Origin of the sequence: Streptomyces sp. BBFR2, assembly GCF_044497305.1 — a bacterium.
GTDB lineage: Bacteria > Actinomycetota > Actinomycetes > Streptomycetales > Streptomycetaceae > Streptomyces.
This window is the reverse complement of the sequence record NZ_CP172415.1, coordinates 50,788-72,055: the sequence shown is the minus strand read 5'-3', so window position 1 is coordinate 72,055 and position 21,268 is coordinate 50,788. Positions and strand designations below refer to the sequence as shown.

Genomic DNA, 21,268 nt, shown 5'->3' with positions numbered 1-21,268 from the left:
TCAGGTGTCCCGCCCGGACTCACGCCCGGGGCCCGGTCAGGGCTTCGCCGGATCCGCCTCCACGGACCTCGCCCCGTCGTCCGCGGGCTCCGGCCCGCCGGCCGGTTCGGGCGCGGGAGCCGGCCGGGACGGCGAGGTGCGGGTCAGCAGCACACCGCTGACGATCAGCAGGGCGCCCACGACGGTGTTCCACCCCAGCGATTCGTCGAGGAAGAACACCCCGACGATCGCCGCCCACAGCGGCGTCAGATACGCGACCGTGGAGGCGACCGTCGAGCCGACGGCGCGGATCACCGACAGGTTCCACATGTAGGCGAGGCCGGTGCCGATGCTGCCGAGCAGCACCATGGCGGCCAGCGCCCCCCAGCCGCCCCAGTGGGGCGCGCCGTTCAGCAGCGGTGCGCACAGGGCGAGTTCGAGGGCCGCCCAGCCGACCTGGAGGGCGGACAGGGTGATCGCGGGGACGTCCGCATGGGAGAGGAACCTGCGGGTGTAGGTGTAGCCCAGCCCGTACGAGGTGGTGGCGACCAGGCAGATCAGACTGCCCTTCAGCAGCGTGGACTGCCCGCCGGACCACACGCCGAGCACCACCAGGGCACCGATCAGACCGGTGGCGATGCCGATGAGCCGCCGGAGCGTCGGCTTCTCGTCCGGCAACATGATCAGCACCCAGGCCAGGGTGAACAGCGGAATGGTGGAGTTCCACACCCCGGCCGTGACCGAGCTGATGTACTGCTCGCCCCAGGCGAACAGGGTGAAGGGGAAGGCGTTGAGCACCGTCCCCACCACCAGGGCGTGCCCCCAGAGCCGCCAGTCACGCGGGACGTCGAGCCGCCGCACCAGCACCAGGGCCCACAGCACCAGCGCTCCGAAGAAGCAGCGCCAGAAGGCGACCCAGCCCGGGGCGATCCCGGCCTGGACACCGATCTTGATGAGTGCGAATCCGGACCCCCAGATCATCGAGCAGACGATGAAATGCGGGACCCACGACTTGGCCGGCACATCGGAAAGGGCTTTTGCGGAATTTGCCACGTGAGGTCCTCTCGGGTTGCGGGCGTGGTGCGGTGGGGCGTGCCGGTCACGGTCCGGAGCCGGACCCGGGGCCGTTCGCCGCGGCTGCGGCCGCCGCGGCGAAGGCGCGGACCAGCGGATGCGGCCGGGAGGTGTCGTCGGCCAGCTCGGGCTGGAAGAGCGTGCAGAGGAAGAACGGGTGCCCCGGCAGTTCGGCCATCCGGGGGTGGCCCGCGTCGTCGTGCCCGGTGAAGCGCAGCCCGTGGTCGCGCAGGGTGCCCGCGTAGCGGGGATCGAGGGTGTGCGTGCACTGGTAGCGCTCCACCGTCGTCCGGGCGCCGAGGGCGTCCTCGGCCAGCGAGCCGGGCTCGATGTGCACGGTCGCCTCGTGGCCCGCGAGGTCGTGCGGGAGCGGGACGATCAGCGGACGCCCGCTGCCGGGGGCGTGTTCGGCGTGCGCGGCGTCGTCCATCGCGCAGACATGGCGGGCGAATTCCAGCAGGGCGTGCAGAAAGCCGCCGCAGGTCGCCAGCAGCGGCAGATTCCGCTCACGCGCGGTGCGCACCGCGGTCACCGCTCCGGCCTCGCTCCGGTACGGACTGCCCGGCACCAGCCAGACACCGTCGAACCCGGCCAGGTCCCGCGCGTCCCCCAGCTCGGCGGTCGACATCCAGTACGCGTCGACCAGCAGCCGCTCCCGCCGCCACAGCGCTTCCAGCATCGGGGTGTAACGGGCGTGGGCGGGCACGCCCGCCGACCGTTCGCCGACGAGCGCGATGCGGGCGGGCCGTACGTCGGGCGGAGCGGTGATCGTCAGCACGCTGGAATCATCCAGGGCGTCCGGGAAAAGCTCAAACGATCGTTTCTGATTGCTTGATAAGCGATACTGATGCGATGGATCCGCGACTGCTCCAGACGTTCTCGGCCGTCGTCACCCAGGGCTCCTTCTCCAAGGCCGCCGGCCAACTGGGCTACACACAGTCCGCGGTCTCCCAGCAGATCGCCTCGTTGGAGGCGGAGCTGGGCGTCGAACTGATCCGCCGCCGGCCGGTCGGCCCGACCGAGGCGGGCGCCCGGCTGCTGGATCACGTGGCCCCGATCCTGTTGCGCATCAACACCGCCCGCGCGGAGATCCAGCGGCTGACGAGCGGACCCACCGGCCGGCTGAGCGTCGGCGTCTGCCCGCTGGCGGCCACCGCGCGGACGCTGCGGATCACCGGCGAGGTCGCCCGGCGCGCCGGGGTCCACGAGTTCACGGTGCGCACCCTGCCCCGGCAGGCGGTCGCCGAGGGTGTCGCCACCGGCACCCTGGACCTCGGACTGGTCGACGGCTTCGCCCTGCCGGACGACCCCCTGCGCCCGTTCCGGACGGACAGGCTGCGGACCGTACCGGTCTGCCGGGAGCCGGTGGTGGTGGCCCTGCCGCCCACCCACCCCCTGGCACACCGCACGGGCCTGCGGCTGCCGGACCTGGTGGACGCCCGCTGGATCGACGCGCCGGACGTGAGCGCCCCCCTGGCGGACCTGCGCGCCGTGCTCGGGGACGGCCCGGAACTGCGCGTGGCCCTGCGCTACGACGGCCTCGACGTGCGGACGTACGCGGAACTGCTCGCCGGAGGACAGGGGCTGGGTCTGCTCCCGCGCTCCGTCCTCACCGGGCGGCAGGACCTGACCGGCGTCCCGCTGACGGCACCGGAGCTGACCCACCGCGTCGAAGCGCTCCGCCTCGCGGACGGCCCCCCGGTCGTGGACGACCTGGTCGCGTCACTCAGGTGAGGCACCGTCAGATCTGTGGCCGCGCCCGCGTCGCCGTCCCGGACCGGGCGGACGTGGCCGCCGCTCAGGGCCGACCCGCGGCCGGCGGCGGTGCACCGGTTCCCGGGCGAGGGACGCACCCCGGGGCGCCACGGATCCGCCGTCCGCACCGGCGAGCCGCGCGCCGGAACCGCGCGCCCGCGTCACCCGGCGGCGCAGGGAGGTTCGTACGGCAGGTCCGGTGAGACGTACTTCGCCCACCGGGCGGGGGTCATGGCCTGCCGTGTGGAGGCGCACAGGACCGTGCGGGCGCGTGCGGGGTCGGTCTGCCAGAGGCGTACGGTGCCGTCCTGGCCGCCGCTGATCAGCAGTCCGGCGCGGGGGCCGAACAGCAGCGCGCTGACCCTGCCGGAATGGCCGGTGACGGGGTCCCCGTAGGCCGTGGCCCGGTGCGGGTCGGCCGTGTCCCACAGACGGATCTGCCCGTGGACGGTGCCGCCCGCGAGGAACCGGCCGGAGGGGGCGAAGCCGACGCCGGTCACCATGGCGCCGGCGGACAGCGGCTGTCCGACGGCGGCCGGGGACCGCGGCCGCGACACGTCCCACAGCCGGACGGTGCTGTCGCTGTTGCCCGCCGCGAGCAGCGGCGCGCGCGGGGCGGCGGCGAGGGCGAAGATCTGCTGCCGGCCCGCGGCCCGGCCCATCAGGGAGGGCGCCGTTCCCTCACCCGTGCGCCAGACGCGGATGTTGCCGAAATAGTCACCGGTGTAGACGTACCCGCCGCGCGGCGCGGCGGCCGTCCCGAGGACCGGCAGGCGCTGATCGGGCAGTTCGCCGTCGCCGAGCGGCGCGGGGCGGTCCGGCCGCCGGACGTCCCAGGCGCGCACGCCGCCGCCGTAGCCGCCCTGGAAGACCGCCGACGCCGCGAGGAGCGTGTGCCCGTCGGCGGCGAAGGCCAGGGAACCGACCGGCTTGCGCTGTCCGGGCAGCGCCCCGCCGATCGTCACCGGGCGGGCCGGCGCCGAGACGTCCCACAGCCGCACGCCGCCGCCGGACTCACCGGTGGCCAGGACGGCCTCGCCGGCCGCTCCGGGCCGGAAGGCCAGCGCGTTCACGACCGTACGGAAGCGGGGGAGGGTGCCCAGGCGTCTCAGGCGCGCGGGGTCGGAGACGTCCCAGACGGTGACCTCGGTGCCGGAGGAGACCGCGAGCAGCCGTCCGCCGGCGGAGAGCGCCAGCACATCCGCGTTCAGCCCGCCGCCCGTGACGGCCAGGGTGGGCGGCAGCCGCCACAGCCGCGCCGTACCGTCGGCGCTGCCGCTGGCCAGCGTGGATCCGGTGGCGTCGAAGGCCAGGCTGCTGACGATCGAGGTGTGGCCGCGCAGCGGGGGGCCGAGGGCCCGGGTCAGGGCCGGCGCCCCGGCGTTCCAGAGGGTGATCTTCCCGCTCTGGTCCCCGGTGGCGAGGACGCGGCCGTCCGGGCTGAACGCGACCGAGTTGGCCGGGTCGTCGAAGGACAGTTGCCGCACCGTCCTCGGCCGGCGCGGATCCGACACGTCGTGGAGCAGGACCTCGCTGTCGGCACCGGCGCTCGCCAGCACGTGCCCGGTCGGGCTGAACGCCACCTGGTTGACGATGCCGGTGTGGCCGCTGACCGGGCCGCCCAGCGCGGCCGGGTGGGCGGGGTCCGAGACGTCCCACAGCCGCAGCAGTGACGCGTCGCCGGTCCAGCCGACGGTGCCGCCGGCGGCGGCCAGCGTGGCGCCGTCCGGGCTGAACGCGACGGAGGAGACGCTCTGTTGCCGGACGGACAGCACGGTCGCCAGATGGCGCGGGTGCCGTGGATCGGCGACGTCCCACAGTTGCACGGTGCTGGGTCCGGGGTCGGCGAGGCCCCCGTAGGCGCTGACGGCCAGTGTCCGGCCGTCGGGGCTGAACCTCACCCCCGACACCGGGCCCCGAGCCACCGGCACCGGGGCCGAGAGCGCCGCCGGGTGCCGCGCGTCGGAGACGTCCAGGATCCGCACCGTGCCGTCCGAACCGCCCCGGGCCAGCAGATCGCCCCGCGCGCTGTACGCGACCGGCCGCACCTCGACGCCCTTCCCGGCACCGAGCGCGCCGGTCAGCGGGGCAGGACGGGCCGGGTCCGCGCGGTCCCAGAACCGCAGTGTCCGTGCCCCGGTGGCCAGCTCGCCGTGGGGACCGAAGGCGACCGAGTGGACGGTGCCGAACCTCTCCGGCAGCGTCGTGGGCAGCACGGCACCCGCCTGTGTCATCAGCCGGGTGCGCAGCGCGGCCGTCGGGCGCATCCGGTACGCGACGAGGTCGAGCTGCGCGGCGAGCGCGGTGTCGGCGTCGCGCTGCCGGTCCGCCTCGGCGGTGATCCGCTCGAAGACCGCGTTGTCCCGCTGTTCCAGGGCGCTGCGGCTCCGGTCGAGCGCGAACACCGCCAAACCCGAGGCGAGCAGCGCCAGAACCGTGACGGCGACGACCGCGCCGCGTCCGAGCAACTGGGTACGGCGCTGCTGCCGCCCGGAGGCGTCGAGGAAGTCGGAGATCAGCGGCGTGAGGTCCTCCGGGGCGGTGTCCGCCGCCCAGGCGCGGGCCACCTCCAGCTTCGCCCCCCGGTACAGCGCCGCCGCCTCCTTCCGCCCGCCGTGCTCCCAGGCGACGGCCGCCTCCTCCAGCTCCTGACGGACCGCCTCCCCGGCCGGGCCCGCCCCGGTCAGCGAGTGCCACAGCCGGGGCCAGGCCCGCAGCAGCGCCTCGTGGGTGATCTCGACGGTGCCTTCCTCCCGCTCCACCCCCTGGGTGAGCAGCCGCGCCCGGGTGAACCGCTCGGCGACCTCCGGTACCGCCTCCGGGTCGGCAGCGGTCAGCAGCAGATCCCTGCGGGTGCGCCGGCGCCGGGTCACCTCGCCGTTCTCACTGACCCTGGCGAGGCTGAGGAAGAGCCGCCGCGCCGCCCGCTGCGCGGCCGGGCCGAGCTTCTCGAACTCCTCCTCGGCGGTGGCCTTCACCGCGCCGTCGATGCCCCCGGTGTCGCGGTAGCTGTCCACCGTCAGCGTGTCGCCCCTGCGCTCCCGCCAGGTGGCCCGCAGCGCATGCGCGAGCAGCGGCAACCGGCCGGGCTCGTACGTCCCCCGGTCCTGCCCGGCGCCGCCGCGCAGATCGCGCAGGACGACGTCGACCAGCCCTTTGCCCAGCGACAGTCCGGCCCGCTGCGCCGGCCGGATCACGGCGTTGCGCACCTCGTCGTCGGTCATGGGGCCGATGAAGACCTGACGCCTCATCAGTGCGTCACGCAGGTGCGGAAAGGCGGCGCAGGACCCGTAGAAATCCGCGCGCAGACCGTAGACGGCCAGGGCCACGGGCTTCTCGCCGCCGGTGAGCCCGTCGAGGAGGTCGATGAAGCGGCGGCGTGCGGGCTCCTCCCGGGCGAGGGTGAACACCTCCTCCAGTTGGTCCACGACGAGCACCAGCCGGCCCTCCGGCGGCAGTCCGAGCCGCTCGCGCAGCAGCGCGGCGAGCGCGCCGGGGCCGGCCGCCGCGGCCTCCCGGACCGATGTCCGCCCGGCCCCGGTGAGCGCGGCGAGCCCGGCGATGAGCGCCGCGGGCGGATCGGCGGTCGGGGTCAGCAGGAGCTGCGGCCAGTCGCGGCTTCCGGGCAGGCGGCCCTCGGCCAGAGCGGGGAGCAGACCCGCGCGCAGCAGCGAGGACTTGCCCGCGCCGGAGGGGGCGACCACGGCCAGCGGGACGCCGTCGTCCAAGGACTCCTCGAACCGGTCCAGGACCTTGCTGACCAGCGCTTCCCGGCCGAAGAACCATGCGGACTCGTCCCTGCGGAACGGGCGGAGCCCCGGGTAGGGGCACTCGTCGTCCGCCGCGGGGGAGAGGACGCGCCCGTATTCCTCGCCCTCCGAGTGGTAGTGCTCATGACGGTGGAGCACGCCGCCGTTGACGACGATCATGTTCTCCGCCGACTGGTACACGCTGCCGCGCTCCGTGGCCCAGGCGATCTGCGCGACGGTGTGCCTGCCCGGTCCGGATTCCTGACGGCTTGTCACATCACGCCGGTGTTCTTCCATGTGTGTGCGTCCCCCGAGTCCGTCGAGCACGGCCGGTGCGCGGCCCATGGTAGGCCGCGATGCCGTACGGGGAGCGGGAGTCCGCGCGACGGGCTCTTGGGTGCGAGCGGTGTCCGCGGCGCCCGGCTCCGCGCGCCGCCGGGCGGCGTCGGCCCTGGCCGAAAAGTTACGGGATGAGCGGACCGCCCCGGGCCTCGTTCCCGAGTGGGGCCGAGTTCCCGACGAACGGTTCCCCTGGCTCAATTGTTGGCCTATTTTCGCCGTGTGGGAGCGTAGGCGGCTGGCAAGATCATCAACCGTGTTCGATTTTTTGATTGCGTGCTGCGATCGGTGCGGGCCGGCTACTGCGCGGAAGTGGCGATCCGTGACCGGCGACGGGCAGCGGCGGTCGGAACGGGGGAAACGGCGATGACCTTAATAAACGCTGCCGCCCGTTCGGACACGGCAGGGCCGCGGCGCTCCACCGAAGAGCCCCTCGGAGCTTTCCGGGAGCGGAGCGCGCCGGCCTCGCGTACGGACCTCACGGCGAGATCACGTACGGGCGGCGGGAGTTCCTCACCGGCGGGAGCAAACAGATCCGGCCGGTGCTCCGCGCGGCGGGTCGCTGTACCGGCGGCGAGGAAGAGCTGCCGGAAACCGTCGTACGGACGAGCGTGGCGCCGGAGAGGTTCCGCGCCTTCGAGTTGAACCACGACAGCGGCATGGGCGCATCGGACCAGCGCCGCGGATGACCCGCCGACCACCGGGTCTTCGCCGCGACGTTTCGCGCCCGGCCCTCCTCCCGCAACCGGCCGTTCAGCCGGAGGGGACGCGCACAGGAGAAGAGTGGATCTTGCTGTGCGACGGACATCAGTATCGATCTTCGAGTTGTGTACTTCATGTGCGGAAAGGCAAGGCGGGGATGCTCACGCAGCGGTGGGGGCGTGCGGTAGTTGTCGGAAGCAGCATCGCCGGGCTGTTGGTTGCCCGGGTGCTCAGCGAGCACTTCCGGGAGGTGGTGCTCGTGGAGCGGGACCGGCTGCCGGACGGGGATGAGCGCAGACCGGGCACTCCGCAGGCGCGCCACGTCCACGGACTGCTGGCCCGTGGCGCCGGTTGCCTGGAGGAGTTCTTCCCCGGGCTGGGGGAGGAGCTCAGCGCGGCCGGGGCGCCCCGGATCGATCACGGCCTCGGGGCCCGCACCCAGGTGGTGGCCGGCACTTTTCCCGCCACCGAGACCGGGATCACGGTCCAGACCGTGCACCGGGACACCTTGGAAGCCGCGGTGCGGCGCCGGGTGACTGCCCTGGAGCAGATCACCGTCCTGGACGGCACCCGGGTCGAAGGGCTGCTCTGGGACGCAGCCGGCCGCCGGGTCACCGGTGTCCGCCTCACCGCCGCCACCGCCGAGCGCCAGGCGCGGGCGGAGGGGGCCGACCTGGTGGTCGACGCCTCGGGACGGTTCTCCCAACTGCCCGAGTGGCTGGAACAGGCGGGATACCCCTCGCCGTCCCGGACGGTGGTGGACCCCCATCTCGCCTACGTGAGCCGCCTGATCGCCGTCCCGCGGCCTTTCGAGGGCATACACGGGTTCCAGCAGATGTGCCAGGCCCCCGACCAGCCCGGCGGCGCCTACGCGGCCGATGTCGGCAACGGCCGCTGGCTGGTCACCCTCTTCGGAGCCGGCAACCAGCACCCGCCCACGGACGAGGCGGGATGGAACGAGTTCGCCGCCGGGCTGGGCAACAAGCACCTGGACATCCTGCTGAAGAACGCCACCCCGCTGGCGCCGCTGCACCAGTTCAAGCAGACACGCAACCAGCGGTACGACTACGCCGCGCTGCGCCGCTGGCCGGACCGGCTGCTGGCGGTCGGGGACTCCGTGTGCGCCTTCAACCCGGTCTTCGGCCAAGGCATGGACATCGCCGTGCGCGAAGCGGTCGAACTCGGCCGGGAGCTGACGAAGTGCCGGGAGCTGAACGGCACGACCCGCCGGCTGCAGCGCCGGATCGCGCGGCTCACCCGCATCCCCTGGGCCATGTCCACCAGCGAGGACTGGATGTGGCACTACGCGGTACAGGGCCGGCGCGCCCCGCTGCCGCTGCGCGCCGTCGCCTGGTACAAGGCCCGGCTGCTGCGCCTCGCGGTCCACGATCCGGCCGTGGTGCGCGTGTTCGTACGGGTCTTCCACCGCCTGGCCTCCCCGGTGGCGCTGGCACACCCGAGCATCCTCGCCAAGGTGCTGCTGCGACCACGTGGCGCGTAGCCACCCCGCACGGCGGGAAACCCGCCACCCCGGAGCGCCGCCTCCGGGCACCACAGGCGCTGCCCCGGCCACGGTGTCCAGCCCCGCCACTGCCGCGCCTCCCCGCCCGCTGGACCGAGCGGTGAGGCACGGCAGGGCAAACACCGGCATAGGGTGAATTCCGTACGTGACGGACAAGTGGCTGACGTAGCCGGGACGACGCTTGCCGAGGCGATGGCCGAGCTGGCCGATCTCGACGACCCGAAAATCCGCACGGCGAACGAGAAACACGGTGCCGATCACGGCGTGACCTCGGCAAGCCGCGCGCGCTCGCGAAGCGGCTGAAGAGGCAGCAGAAAGCCCCGGATGCCGAAGCGGTCGTCGGCCTCGTACCAGGCAGGGCCGCCCCCTCACCACTTCATGCGGGAAGCCGGCTGCTGTGGTGCGACGAGCAGGCGGCATTGCATGGCCTGTTCCTCGACTCCGCCCTCCTCGCCGGGCTCCACCCGGTACAAGCGGGCCTGAGGCGTACGCGTCACGGAGTCCGTCAGCAGGCCGCCCGTGAAGAGGGCGCCGACGCCGTCCTCGACCGCCCAGCCGGCCGGTAGCGCGCGATGTGCCACGGCCGCTTGATAGGACGATCGCCAGCCGGGCTCACTGCCGTAGTGCGGGCACACCGAGCCGGACAGCAGGCCCAAGCCGTCCGGGAGAGGCGTCAGCGGTCCGAAGGAATCGGTGTGTGAGGCCTCGGCCCAGCAGTTGGCACCGGCACTGATGCCACACAGCAAGGTCCCCCGGTCGAAGGCCTCGCGAAGCAGCCGGTCCACGCCGTGCGCGCGCCAGACCGCCAGCATGTTCGCGGTGCTGCCCCCGCCTGCGTAGATGACATCTTGAGAGAGCAGGAACGTGCGCAGGGCGTCGTCATCGAGCTCCCGCCGGAAGAGACGCAGGACGCCGGGTTCGCAGGAACGTGACCGGAATGCCCCGAAGAACCGCTCGATGTAGGCGGGGGCATCGCCACTGGCTGTCGGGACGAAGCACACCCTGGGGCGAGGAACGGGCACCTGATCGAGCACCCAGTCATCCAGGAGACCGTCGTCGTCGGTGGAGAAGCCGCCTCCGAGGAGAGCCAGCCGACGTTCAGGAATGACAGCCACGAGGGCGCCTCCTCAGTTCAGAAGCCGAACGCGCACGATGCCCTGAACCGTGCCAAGCCATCGGCCACGCCCGCAAACGAATAGTTCCTTTGACGGCCCGATACGCCGGCCATCCAGGGCGACCAGGGCCGACAGCGGACGGCGTGCGCCCGTCCTGGCGCGACGGTCGGGACGGTGCCCGGCCCGCCGGAGCGCAGCGGCGCCCCGGGCCGCAGCGCTCCGGAACGTCTCTTCCGCTCAGCCGACGCTGAACGCCCCGGCCACGGTCAACGTGTCCTCGTACAGGTGCATGCGGACGATCCGGCCGTCCTCGACCGCCAGGTGTATCGCCACCGGTGTGGTGAACTCCTCGCCGTTGGCGGCGACGGTGTGGGTGAAGACCGCCAGCAGTACCGCGTCACCGCCGTCGACGAGAACACGTTCCAGCTCGGCCCTGCTCCTGCCGGCAGCGAAGTGCGGCCACATCGTGGTGAAGTACGGGGCGACCTCCTCCCGGCGGGTGCGGCGTCCGGTCCAGGGCAGTTCGGCGCTGCCCGGGACGTGCCAGTCGATCTCCTCGGCGAAGAGTTCCTGGATGCCGTCGGGATCCTGCCTGCCGAGACGCTCCACGAACTGCTCAGCCACGGACCGCGAGGTCTGAGCGTCCGCTGCCATCGTTCTTCTCCTTCGTTCTTGTGTCTCTCGGTCTGCCGTCTCTTGGTCTTTCTTGAGGCGCCGGGCGGGCCGCGGCCCCGTAACGAGGAGGCCTGCCCTCAGCGGCCCGCCGAGCTGTACGAGTACCCTGCCGATTCGCCGGTCCCGCCGATTCGCGTCTAGAGCTGTGTGGCGCCGCCGTCGACGAACAGTTCCGCGCCGGTGGTGAACGTGCTGTTGTCGCCGGCGAGATAGAGGGCGGCGGAAGCGATCTCGTCGGGGCGGCCGATACGGCCGAGCGGGGTCGGCGGGGCGGGGTGGGCGGCGGTGGGCCGGTCGCCGGGCGGGAAGGCGGCGAGGAGTCCGTTCAGGCCCGGGGTCTCGACGGGGCCGGGGGTGAGGGCGTTGACGCGGATTCCGCGGTCGGCGAGTTCGGCGGCCCAGGTGCGGGCGAGGCTGCGGATCGCTGCCTTGGTGGCGGCGTAGACGCTCAGGCCCGGGGTGGCCCGCAGGGCCGAGCTGGAGGAGAGCAGGATCACCGAGGCGCCGTCCTTCAACAGCGGCAGCGCCTTCTGGACGGTGAAGACCGTGCCCTTGAAATTGATCGACACGGTGCGCTCGAACTCCTCCTCGGTGATCGCGCCGAGCGGGCCGTAGTCGCCGACCCCGGCATTGGCCACGAGGATGTCCAGACGGCCGCTGCGGTGTGTGATCTCGGTGAAGAGCCGGTCGAGGTCGCCGAGGTCCGAGGTGTCGCCCTGGACGGCGTGACCTCGGGGGCCGACCTGTGCGACGGCGGCGTCCAGCTCGGCCTTGCGGCGGCCGGTCAGGTGGACGGACGCTCCCTCGGCGGCGAAACGGCGGGCGATCGCCAGCCCGATGCCGCTGGAGGCCCCGGTGACGAGGGCGGTCCTGTTGTCGAGCTGTCCCATGAGAATCTCCTGTTCGTCGATGTAACTATTGTTGTTACGTCAATGGGCGTGAAAGGCGACCTCCTCCGATCGGGGGAAGTCGACAGCCCGAGGTCAGGCGGCTTTCAGGACGTCACGCAGTACGTCCTCCAGTGTCGTCCTGGTCAACTCCTCGCGCAGCGCCGCCTCCACGCCGTCGTACACGGCGGTCATCGCCGGCCCGATGCCGTGGCCCACGACGCACTCGGGGTTCGGTGCCGCGCGGTGCAGCGCGAAGACCGGTCCCGGCTCGATCGCCCGGTAGACGTCGAGCAGGGTGATCGCCGCCAGGTCCCGTGCGAGCATCCAGCCCGCACCCGCGCCCCGCCGCGAAGTGACCAGACCGGCCTTGTGCAACTCGCTCAGCAGGCGGCGGATCACCACCGGGTTGGTGTTGACGCTCCCCGCGATCTGCTCGGAGGTGGCGACCTCATGGCCCCGCCGCTGATACAGCCCGATCCACGTCAGAGCGTGCGCCGCGATGGTCAGCCTGCTGTTGGCGCTCACGTCGGACTCCACCTCCCTCGCCCTGCCGGTGCCGGATAGTCGTAACCATAATGATTACAACGAGATGCGGCAACCTTTGCGGTGCGGTCGACCCGGCTTCGTGGAGGAGTGCGCCCACCGCGAGCACGTCATCGCAGAGCTCTCCTCCGCCGACCGGGGCCACCGCCCATCGAGCCGTGGCATGCGCCAGGGCCAGCACTCAAGCGGAAACCGAACGTCGGTAGGAGTCCGCCAACCGGCCGGTGAGTGGGGTGTTGCTCGAACCAGGAGGGCTCCAAGGCCGCTTATGGAGCCGCCTCTGCGACGTCGACTGGCTGTTCCTGCCTGCCGTCCCACTCCTTGCGTAGGTGGTCATTTCCTCTGCATCGCAGATGAAGGCCGGGCCGCAGTGCGGTGGCAGACGATCGATGACCATCGTTACTGTCGAAGCAGCGGTTCGCTATGCGCCGCCAGCGCCACCAGTACCAGTTCGGCAAACGGAGCGTAGAGCGGCGATTCTTCCGGTCGACAAGGTCCGTCCGCAGTGGTCAGGATCTTGAGTAAGGCTGATTCGACAGTATTCACCATGCCGTGATGTGCAGGTCCTGCTGCACCGTCATCAAGATCACCTCCTGAACCGATGCCTCGCCGTATCTCTTCGGTTCCATGGTCACCAGCCCCAGAAAACGCACGAGGGCCCGTACCCCGAGAAAGGAGGTACGGGCCCATCGACATGCGCGGCGAGGCTCAACGCCGTGAACGAGCCTGTATCCGCAGCGAGAAGGGCATCCGCTGGGGCGGCAAACCGGTGGCCGCTGCGGCCTGACTACTGCGACGCCAACCAGGCTGCCCCCGCGGAGTGGACATGCAGGTCGACGACGACCTCCTCGCCCTCCCAGCGGCCGCCCTCCGAGATCGCAAGGCCGATCAGTGCCAGGTCACCAGCATGGTCCCGCAGCTCGTACTGCTCATGGGTCTCCTCGCCGACGTCGTCCGACTCGTCACGCTCCCAGGCGGCTACCGCGGCCTCGGCCACAGCCCTGGGCAGTCGCACCGAGACACGGCCGACCTGGGCGTCGACATGCTTCCCGATCGCTGCCAGCACCTTGGAGTCTTCCCGATACCGAACGTACTGCTCTTGATCCACCACGGGGCGAGGCTACTCGGACTCCTGGGCCTGTATCGACTCAATTAACCCGGTGAATTATGCGGTCGGAGCACCAGTGTCCTGAGTTGTTAGTTAGTTTACTTGCGGTTATAGGGTGGGTGATGCCTGGTCCGAAGCCGTTGTCGCTGGAGTTGTCCGATCGCGAAGGCCGGGTGCTGCGGGGCTCGTTGCGTAGGCGGACGGTGTCTCAGGCGTTGGTGTTGCGGTCGAGGATCGTGCTGGCGTGCGCGGAGGGCCTGCCGAACGCGCGGGTCGCGGACGATCTAAGTGTCTCGTGAAACGGTACGCAAGTGGCGGTCCCGGTGCGCCGCGAACCGGCTGGAGAGCCCGGCGCCGACCGCGTTCGGGGCCACCGCGAAGGATCCCCGACGAGCAGGTCGAAGCCTGGGCGCCAGCACGCTCGGCCAGGCGCCCCCGACGGGTGATTCGCACTGGTCGACGCGTTCGATGGCCGAGGCGGAGGGCATGTCGTAGTCGGCCGTCCCGCGGATCTGGCGGGCGTTCGGCCTCAGGCCGCACATCGTGGCGGCCTGGAAGCTGTCGACCGACCCGCAGTTCGTGGCCAAGGCCCGCGACGTGGTGGGCATCTACCTCGCCCCGCCGGAGAACGCTCTGGTCCTGGCGGTGGACGAGAAGTCGCAGATACAAGCCCTGGACCGAACCCAGTCCGTGCTGCCGATGGCGCCGACCACGTCGGCGAAGATGACCCACGACTACGTCCGGCACGGCACCACCAGCCTGTTCGCCGCCTTCGCCATCACTTCCGGCTCGGCCATCGCCCAGCACTACCGCCGCCACCGATATCAGGAGTTCCTGCGCTTCCTGAAGGTCATCGACGCCGCCGTTCCAGGCGATATCGAACTGCACCTGGTTCTCGACAACTACGCCCCCCACAAGACCGAGCCGGTCAAGAAGTGGCTACTCCGTCACCCCCGCTTCCATCTGCACTTCACCCCCACCTCGGCGTCCTGGCTCAACCTCGTCGAGCGCTGGTTCCGCGAACTGACCTGCCGCAAACTCCGCTGTTCGGCCCACCGCAGCGTCGCCGAACTCGAACGGGACATCTGCGGCTGGATCAACGAGTGCAACAAGAAGCCCAAGCCGTTCGTCTGGACGAAGACCGCCGACGACCAGCATCTGGCGGCCACCAGCGTGCTCAGCACCGGCCTGTGGAGCGCGACCATCGCGGGCCCCGCTCTCGCGGGCCTTCTCGTGGGAGTGGTGTTCCCGGCATGGATCATCGGCCTGGACGCTGTCACGTTCGCCGCCCTCGCCCTCCAGGCACCGCCTCTATGGCAAGCGCCCGCCCCTGACGACAGGGTGATCCCGCCGCCTGTCAGTGGTATGGCCTATCTTCTTGCCGCCGGGACTGAGAGGGCTGACGGAGGGGGTCTCATGCCGGTCGGGGCGGGTGGCGGGAAGTGGGAATGGGGCTGGGAGGACGCGGAAGAGTACTGCTCCCTGTGCGAGGAGTATGTTCCGCGTCTCGTCGAGGGCACCAGGGTGTGCCGCCGGTGTCGGCGCATGCAGCGGCGCATGGGGAAGTACGGCCTCTCGATAGCCAAGTACAACGCCATCTGGAGAGCGCAGGGATTCCAGTGCGCTCTGTGCGGCGACAACTCGGAAGCGTGTGACGGTGGCATCCCTCACGAAGCACCGGCGATCTGGCAGATCGACCACGACCACGCCTGTTGTGGCCCTTCACGCATACGCAAGTGCTGTGTGCGCGGAATTCTCTGCAAACCGTGCAACCTCAACCGGCTGCCCGTCTATGAAAAATGGCCCCCGGAACTGCGCGACAGCCCCCGAATCAACGCCTACCTGGACGCACCCCCAGCCCAGAGACCCGAGGCCGAAGTCATCAAAGGCCGCGACGACCAGTACCTCCCCACTTCCTGGTCCTTCATCAAAGATGAGCAGTACGCCGGGAAACCGGCCTTGGCGGATCTGCCGCGCGGCGTCCCATGACACCGTCACGCCCGGGCTCCGTCCTGGGACGGAGGCCGGCCACAGACCACCACATTGCGTGTCTGCTACAAGCGGGGTCCGCTGAAGTTTCGCCCGGGTGACCGGGGCTCGTCGATGGCGCGGAGCGCGGCAAGCCCTCAGGGAAGGCTCACCCGGCACCTGTCCGACCCTGACGCGCCATCAGCGTGACCGGTTCACAAGACCGCCGATGTCGCGAACGCCCTGCCGAGGTCCGCCCAGCAGCGGTGGCGGGCCGTGAACGCACCCCGCCTCGTCGCCCTCGTCCGCGCCGGGGCCCGCCTCGAACGCGGCCGGCTCGTTGAACCGCCGCAGCAGGCCGCAGCAGGCCGCAGCAGGCCGCAGCAGGCCGCGGCAGGAATAAGGTGGCGGACCTGTCTCGAAGTTCGAGATCATCCGGGCATGTCGGATGACACGCCAGGACAGGACCTTCCGGCCGGCTTCGGGTTCCGGCCGTATCGCGGCGACGAAGACCACGGCGCCATGGCCGCGGTGCGGCTGGGGTGTGCTGAACGGGACGGGGTCGATGCCCATTCGGTGGTGGAAGGGGTCCCGACGGCGGCCGAGATCGCCGAAGCCTCCGCCAAGCTGGAGGAGCCGTCCAGGAACCAGATCCTGGTGGTGCGCGACGGAAGCGTCGTCGGCTACTCGACGATCCGGTGGTGGCAAGAGCGGGACGATACGTGGCTCTATCTGCACCGCGGCTTCCTCCTGCCCGGGCATCGCCACCAGGGCATCGGCTCAGCCATGCTGAGCTGGGCCGAAGACCGGATCCGTCGGCTCGTCGAACAGCAGGGAACGGCGCGGACGGCGGTGATCGGAGCGAACGCCACAGCCTCCGAGCAGGACGCCACGGCGCTTCTGCTCGCAGCCGGCTACCGACGTGTCTTCAGCCTGGTCGAGCTGGAGCTGAGCGATCTGCGGCAGTTGCCCGAGCAGGGCAGCGAACTGCCGGCCGGGATACGGGTGAGCCCGATCGGGCCAAGCCACTACCGTGCGGCCTGGAGGACGGTCGTCGATTCGTATGCGGACACCGGCTTCACCCAGAAATGGCCTTTCCAGGACTTCATCGACACCGCCGACCCGGCATGCTGGCGGGCCGCTTGGAGCGGGCAGGACATGGCCGGCGTCGCCCTCTGTTCCATCCGCCGCCACGACCGCACCGTCGGCGAGGTCGAAGAGCTGAGTGTCCGGACGGACCAGCGGCGCCTCGGAATCGGCCGGGCCCTGCTGCTGGACGGGCTGCGAAGCCTTCGCCAGCAAGGCGCGACGACTGCCCGGCTGTTCACGGGTACGGCAAACCCGCACCGGTCCTACGATCTTTACGAGAGCGTCGGGTTCCGGCGGCAGAACGAGTACGTCCGATACCGCAAGCCGCTTGCTTGACCGACCGGTCATTGGGCTGCCCGGCCGGTCCACAGGATTCGGCAATGCCTCGGGGGCGGCGCGGTGAAGATCTGCTGCCAGGTACCGTCCCGCCACCAGCGGTGAAACAGGTCGTACGACTGGCTTCGTTGATGTCCAGGACAGTGCTTGCCGACGGTTTTTCGGAGGCAGGACCGACCGCGCCCCGCGGCACGGCAGTGCGTTCGTCCGTGAAAGGGTTGCTGTCATGACAGGTGGTGCGCCGGGCGGCGAGGTTGTGGTCGAGACGAGTCGGCTGCTGCTCCGACCTTGGCGGGTGGCCGAGGCTGTCATCCAGCGTGAACTGTGGACCGAACGTGATCCACGAGTGCCGCCGCACCGGCGGATCGACCCGGACGGACACCCCACGGTTGCGGAGCTGGAGAATTCGATCCGCACCAACAAGGTGTGGTCGACCGGATTGCTGGCGGTCGAGCGGAAAACCTCTCGCGACGTCATCGGCTACTGCGGGCTGGTCGACAGCGGGCGAGGGGCGGTAGGGGAGCCGGAGCTGGCATTCGAGCTGCTGCGCCGCGTTTGGCGTCAGGGATATGCGACCGAGGCGTCGTTGGCGGTTGTGGAATGGGCGCGATCGTCCGGGTACGAACGTCTGTGGGCCACGGTCTGGGACTGGAACACCGCTTCCCGCCGAGTGCTGGCCAAGGCCGGGTTCACCGAGACCGATCGGAAGGAAGCGGACGCGGTGCACGGAACCACCTTGTTCACCACGAGACGGCTCTGACACACCCGGCGTCCGACCTTACGGACGGCTCCGCGCGGTGCCGGCAGGCGGCAGGTGTCCCCGCTCGCGCCGACGGGCAAATGCCGCCTTGTCCACCTCATGAGTACCTTGGATGCTGCCCTGCGTGAGCCGTGCTGAAGATCCGGATGCGTCGCGTCGGGGCCCAGGGCCCGTCAGCGGTGGCTCAGCACGTTGACCACCCGTCCGCTGGGGTCGCGGACGAAGAACCGCCGCACGCCCCACTCCTCATCCTGCAAGGGGTGCACGATCTCCGCACCGCTCTCCCGCACGACCGCGTAAACCGCATCCACGTCGTCGACCTCGATGCTCATGTCAGGGGTGACAGGCGCGGTCTTGTCGCTGGTCATGACGTTGATCTGCGCTGCCGGGACGGACGGGGAAGCGAGCGTCATGATCCAGCCGTGGTTCATGACCTCCTCGAAGCCCAGCAGGCCGTAGAACTCCCGGCTCTCCTGCGCGGCCTCCGACCGGATGTTGGGCACGACACGGCGAACAGCCATCGATGACTCCAAGTGAGAGTGAACGTGTCTCGGTGTCTCCCCAGAGGTACTACGGCACCAGGGCGCCGCGCCGTTCTGCCGCCGCCCACTTCCGAAACCGGCCCTCCCGCAGCGTCCCCGACCGGACAAGCTGCTCCACCATGTCGTCCATGGAGTGCTGGGCGGGCCGGTAGCGCACGCCGAGGGCTTCGCGGCTCTTGGTGGTGGTTGTGCGGAGGGGGAAGCCGATGTTGCGGCGCAGGTAGTCGCGTGCGAGTCCGGCCGCGGGGGCGAGCGCGACGGCCAGGGGCTTGGGCAGTCCGCGGCGGGGGAGTGCGAAGCGTGAACCGTAGGCGGGCAGCAGTCTGCGGCCGAGATCGACGATGTCGGTGCTCTCCGCCACGACCAGGTGGCGCCGCCCCTGGGCGTCGGGCAGGAACGCGGCCGCCAGGTGCGCGTACGCGACCTCACGGACGTCGACGACGGCCAAGGCGACGCGGGGCGCGCCGAAACGCATCCTGCCGCTCGCCAACTGCCGGACGATGGTGAAGCTCTCGCTGGTCGGGGCGGTGTTCAGGGCGGGGCCGATCACCAGTCCGGGGTTGACGGTGACGAGGCGCCAGCGGTCCTGCGCCTCGGCGAGCCGCCATGCCTCCCGCTCCGCCAGGGTCTTGGAGTAGCTGTAGGGCTCGCGGGTCAGCGACGAGGTCGTGTTCCAGCTCTCCTCGGTCACGGTCCGGCCGGGGATGCGGAGGGTGTCCTCGGCGTCGCCGATCATCGCGGCGATGGAGCTGGTGAGCACCACCCGCTCGACGCCGCTCACCTCGTTCGCGGTGCCGAGGACGTTGCGGGTGCCCCGTACGGCCGGGTCGACGAGATCGCGTTGCGGATCCTTGACCGTCCGGACGAACGGTGAGGCGGTGTGGAGCACGATCCGGCACCCCCGCATGGCCTCGGCGTAGGAGCCTTCGCGCAGCAGGTCCGACGCGAACAGGCGCAGCGTCCCGGGCGAGGACGCGGCGGCATCGAGAAGGTGCTGGACCTTGGGCGCGCTGCCCGGGTCGCGGACCGCGGCGTGGACGGTCGCCCCCGCGTCGAGCAGGCCCTTGACGATCCAGCCGGCCACGTAGCCCGTCGCTCCGGTGACCAGGACCGGCGCGCTCGTATCGACGGGGAGGCCACCGAGGTCGAGCTGGGTGTCCATGGGTTTCCTTTCGCTTCCCGCTGTGTGCGGAGGGGGCGGGGGCGGGTCAGTCGTTCACCAGGAGGATCTTGCCGACGTGGCCGCCGGCCTCCATCAGCCGGTGGGCCTCGGCGGCTTCGGCCATGGGAACGGAACGGTCGATGAGCGGTCGGACGGCGCCCCGCTCGATCATCGGCCATACGTGCCGCTGCACCTCGCCGACGATGTCCGCCTTCTGCTCGGCGGACCGGGTGCGCAGGGTCGTGCCGTAGACCGAGATGCGTTTGAACACCAGGTCGGCGAGGTTGAGTTGGCCTTCGAAGCCGTTCTGCAGGCCGATGACGACCAGGCGTCCGTCGGCGGCCAGGGAGCGGATGTTGCGTTCGAGGTAGGCCCCGCCGATGACGTCGAGGATCACGTCGTAGGGGCCGTGCTCGGCGAAGTCCTCCGTGCGGTAGTCGATCGCCGCGTCGGCGCCCAGCTCCCGCGCCCGCTCGGCCTTCTCCGGGCCGCCGACCGTGGTGACGACCCGGGCGCCGAGCGCCTTGGCGATCTGGATCGCCGTGGTGCCGACGCCGCCCATCCCGCCGTGGACGAGAAGGGTCTCGCCCTCCTTCAGTCCGGCGGTCATGACGAGGTTCGACCAGACCGTGGCGGTGACCTCGGGCAGCCCCGCGGCCTCGACCAGGCCGACCCCCTTCGGCACCGTGAGGAGCTGCCCCGCGGGGACGGCGACCCGCTGCGCGTAACCGCCTCCCGTGAGCAGGGCGCAGACCTCGTCGCCCACCCGCCGGCCGGTCACCCCCGGGCCGAGCGAGCTGATGCGGCCCGAGACCTCCAGCCCCGGGTACGGCGAGGTGCCCGGGGCCAGCGGGTAGAGGCCCTGCCGCTGCATGACGTCCGCCCGGTTCAGGGCGCTCGCCACCACATCGATGACCACCTCACCGGCGGCGGGCGTCGGGTCTTCGGCCTCGGTCCATTCCAGGACCTCGGGGCCGCCGGGTTCCTTGATCGACACAGCCTTCATGGCGCTCCGTTCACATGGCTGGGGCGAGGGGCTCTCGCAGGCGTCCGGGACGGTGCGATCGACGCGTACCCGCCGGGAGTCCGGCCTTGAAAGAGGCACCGCGGCGTGACGCACACCCTACCGAGAGGTGGGTGAAATGAGGGCTATTGCCCTGAAGGCCCCAGCAGATGAATGTTTACAATCCACACATTAGGAGGGAGGAGTGTGCAGTGTCAACATTGGTCTGTGGCGTGGGCGGGGTGGTCATCCGGCGCCCGTCGAGGGAGAGGGGTATCGCGCCGGGGCGGCCGGAACGCGACGTCCGCTCATCCCGGCGACGGGGCCGCCACCTGCGAGGCGCTGAGCATCGCATGGACGGCGGCGCCGACCTGACCGGCGACGATCTCGGGCGTGGAGGTGTCGAGCTTGCTGTCGAGGTGCAGGAACGCCAGGCCGTGGACGAGGGCCCACACCGCCGTCGCCAGGGCGTCCACCGGCTCCGCGGCGGGGAAGGCGCGGCGGACGATGTCGAGGACGTACTCCGTGATGGCGGTCGTCGCGAGGACGCGTTCCTCGTTGTCCGGGTCGCAGGGCTCGGCGAACATCGCCCGGAACAGTGCCGGGTGCTCGATCGCGAAGCGTACGTAGGCGACGGCGACGGCGGCGAGGTCGTCGGCGGTCGCGGGCGCGGGGTGCGCCGTGGCCAGGGAGGTGGCGAGTTCGCGGTAGCCCTCCGCGGCGACCGCGGAGACGAGTGCGTCCCGGTCCTGGAAGTGCCGGTAGGGGGCCGTCGCCGACACGCCGGCCCGCCGCGCCACCGCCCGCAGCGACAGTCCGGCGCCACCGCCCTCTTCGAGCAGCTCCCGCGCGGCGCTCAGGCAGGCCGCGCGCAGATCGCCGTGGTGGTACGAGCCACTGGCCTGCGGCATGGTCACACTCCCTCGTGTTCGCGGCGCTTACATACCTTCTTTCATG

Annotated in this window: 17 protein-coding genes and 2 pseudogenes; 7 read left to right on the top strand and 12 right to left on the bottom strand. The window is 71.1% G+C overall.

Annotated features, from left to right (window positions below; translation table 11 throughout):
- Window positions 1-36: 36 nt before the first annotated feature.
- Window positions 37-1,032, bottom strand: coding sequence for a DMT family transporter (locus tag ACGH2B_RS00330; protein ID WP_399082115.1), 996 nt, complete (start codon window positions 1,030-1,032; stop codon window positions 37-39).
- Window positions 1,033-1,078: 46 nt separating this feature from the next.
- Window positions 1,079-1,831 (bottom strand): hypothetical protein, encoded by a 753-nt coding sequence (locus ACGH2B_RS00325; RefSeq protein ID WP_399082112.1) that lies wholly within the window; start codon window positions 1,829-1,831, stop codon window positions 1,079-1,081.
- Window positions 1,832-1,905: 74 nt separating this feature from the next.
- Here ACGH2B_RS00325 and ACGH2B_RS00320 point away from each other — a divergent pair, with 74 nt between their 5' ends.
- Window positions 1,906-2,787 (top strand): LysR family transcriptional regulator, encoded by an 882-nt coding sequence (locus ACGH2B_RS00320; protein WP_399082109.1) that lies wholly within the window; start codon window positions 1,906-1,908, stop codon window positions 2,785-2,787.
- 182 nt (window positions 2,788-2,969) lie between these two features.
- On the opposite strand, the gene ACGH2B_RS00315 is transcribed toward ACGH2B_RS00320, so the two are convergent.
- Complete coding sequence (locus tag ACGH2B_RS00315; RefSeq protein WP_399082106.1) at window positions 2,970-6,833, bottom strand: WD40 repeat domain-containing protein; 3,864 nt, start codon at window positions 6,831-6,833, stop codon at window positions 2,970-2,972.
- 922 nt (window positions 6,834-7,755) lie between these two features.
- Here ACGH2B_RS00315 and ACGH2B_RS00310 point away from each other — a divergent pair.
- Together ACGH2B_RS00310 and ACGH2B_RS00305 are read left to right on the top strand one after the other, a co-directional pair.
- Entirely contained in the window at window positions 7,756-9,099 is a 1,344-nt protein-coding gene (locus ACGH2B_RS00310) for an FAD-dependent oxidoreductase (protein WP_399082103.1), read from the top strand.
- 213 nt (window positions 9,100-9,312) lie between these two features.
- Window positions 9,313-9,434, top strand: a pseudogene (locus ACGH2B_RS00305) (DNA alkylation repair protein); the annotation flags it as partial.
- Between the two features lie 54 nt (window positions 9,435-9,488).
- Here ACGH2B_RS00305 and ACGH2B_RS00300 read toward each other — a convergent pair.
- The 5 genes from ACGH2B_RS00300 to ACGH2B_RS00280 all read right to left on the bottom strand — a co-directional run bounded on the left by ACGH2B_RS00300 (window position 9,489) and on the right by ACGH2B_RS00280 (window position 13,454).
- Window positions 9,489-10,235, bottom strand: coding sequence for a Type 1 glutamine amidotransferase-like domain-containing protein (locus tag ACGH2B_RS00300; RefSeq protein WP_399082100.1), 747 nt, complete (start codon window positions 10,233-10,235; stop codon window positions 9,489-9,491).
- A 237-nt stretch (window positions 10,236-10,472) separates the two neighbouring features.
- Entirely contained in the window at window positions 10,473-10,889 is a 417-nt protein-coding gene (locus tag ACGH2B_RS00295; protein ID WP_399082097.1) for a nuclear transport factor 2 family protein, read from the bottom strand.
- A gap of 158 nt (window positions 10,890-11,047) precedes the next feature.
- Window positions 11,048-11,800: an SDR family NAD(P)-dependent oxidoreductase gene (locus ACGH2B_RS00290; protein WP_399082094.1), complete on the bottom strand. Its 753-nt coding sequence runs from the start codon at window positions 11,798-11,800 to the stop codon at window positions 11,048-11,050.
- A 93-nt stretch (window positions 11,801-11,893) separates the two neighbouring features.
- Complete coding sequence (locus ACGH2B_RS00285; RefSeq protein WP_399082091.1) at window positions 11,894-12,325, bottom strand: Rrf2 family transcriptional regulator; 432 nt, start codon at window positions 12,323-12,325, stop codon at window positions 11,894-11,896.
- Between the two features lie 805 nt (window positions 12,326-13,130).
- The gene (locus ACGH2B_RS00280) at window positions 13,131-13,454 is read right to left on the bottom strand and encodes a hypothetical protein (protein ID WP_399082088.1); all 324 of its coding nucleotides are present in this window, start codon (window positions 13,452-13,454) and stop codon (window positions 13,131-13,133) included.
- Between the two features lie 119 nt (window positions 13,455-13,573).
- On the opposite strand from ACGH2B_RS00280, the pseudogene ACGH2B_RS00275 reads away from it, so the two are divergent.
- The 4 genes and pseudogenes from ACGH2B_RS00275 to ACGH2B_RS00260 all read left to right on the top strand — a co-directional run.
- A pseudogene (locus ACGH2B_RS00275) lies at window positions 13,574-14,600 on the top strand (IS630 family transposase); the annotation flags it as partial.
- Window positions 14,601-14,816: 216 nt separating this feature from the next.
- A complete protein-coding gene (locus tag ACGH2B_RS00270) occupies window positions 14,817-15,440 on the top strand; it encodes an endonuclease domain-containing protein (RefSeq protein WP_399096591.1) in 624 nt (207 codons plus the stop codon).
- Between the two features lie 420 nt (window positions 15,441-15,860).
- The gene (locus ACGH2B_RS00265) at window positions 15,861-16,844 is read left to right on the top strand and encodes a GNAT family N-acetyltransferase (RefSeq protein ID WP_399082085.1); all 984 of its coding nucleotides are present in this window, start codon (window positions 15,861-15,863) and stop codon (window positions 16,842-16,844) included.
- A gap of 226 nt (window positions 16,845-17,070) precedes the next feature.
- The gene (locus ACGH2B_RS00260; protein WP_399082082.1) at window positions 17,071-17,604 is read left to right on the top strand and encodes a GNAT family N-acetyltransferase; all 534 of its coding nucleotides are present in this window, start codon (window positions 17,071-17,073) and stop codon (window positions 17,602-17,604) included.
- A 173-nt stretch (window positions 17,605-17,777) separates the two neighbouring features.
- On the opposite strand, the gene ACGH2B_RS00255 is transcribed toward ACGH2B_RS00260, so the two are convergent.
- The 4 genes from ACGH2B_RS00255 to ACGH2B_RS00240 all read right to left on the bottom strand — a co-directional run bounded on the left by ACGH2B_RS00255 (window position 17,778) and on the right by ACGH2B_RS00240 (window position 21,222).
- On the bottom strand, window positions 17,778-18,125 hold the full coding sequence (locus ACGH2B_RS00255) for a VOC family protein (protein ID WP_399082079.1): 348 nt from the start codon (window positions 18,123-18,125) through the stop codon (window positions 17,778-17,780).
- A gap of 49 nt (window positions 18,126-18,174) precedes the next feature.
- A complete protein-coding gene (locus tag ACGH2B_RS00250; protein WP_399082076.1) occupies window positions 18,175-19,308 on the bottom strand; it encodes an NAD-dependent epimerase/dehydratase family protein in 1,134 nt (377 codons plus the stop codon).
- A 46-nt stretch (window positions 19,309-19,354) separates the two neighbouring features.
- Entirely contained in the window at window positions 19,355-20,314 is a 960-nt protein-coding gene (locus ACGH2B_RS00245; protein WP_399082073.1) for an NAD(P)H-quinone oxidoreductase, read from the bottom strand.
- Between the two features lie 305 nt (window positions 20,315-20,619).
- Window positions 20,620-21,222 carry a TetR/AcrR family transcriptional regulator gene (locus tag ACGH2B_RS00240; RefSeq protein ID WP_399082070.1) on the bottom strand — a complete coding sequence of 201 codons (603 nt, stop codon included), beginning with the start codon at window positions 21,220-21,222 and terminating at the stop codon, window positions 20,620-20,622.
- Window positions 21,223-21,268 lie beyond the last annotated feature (46 nt).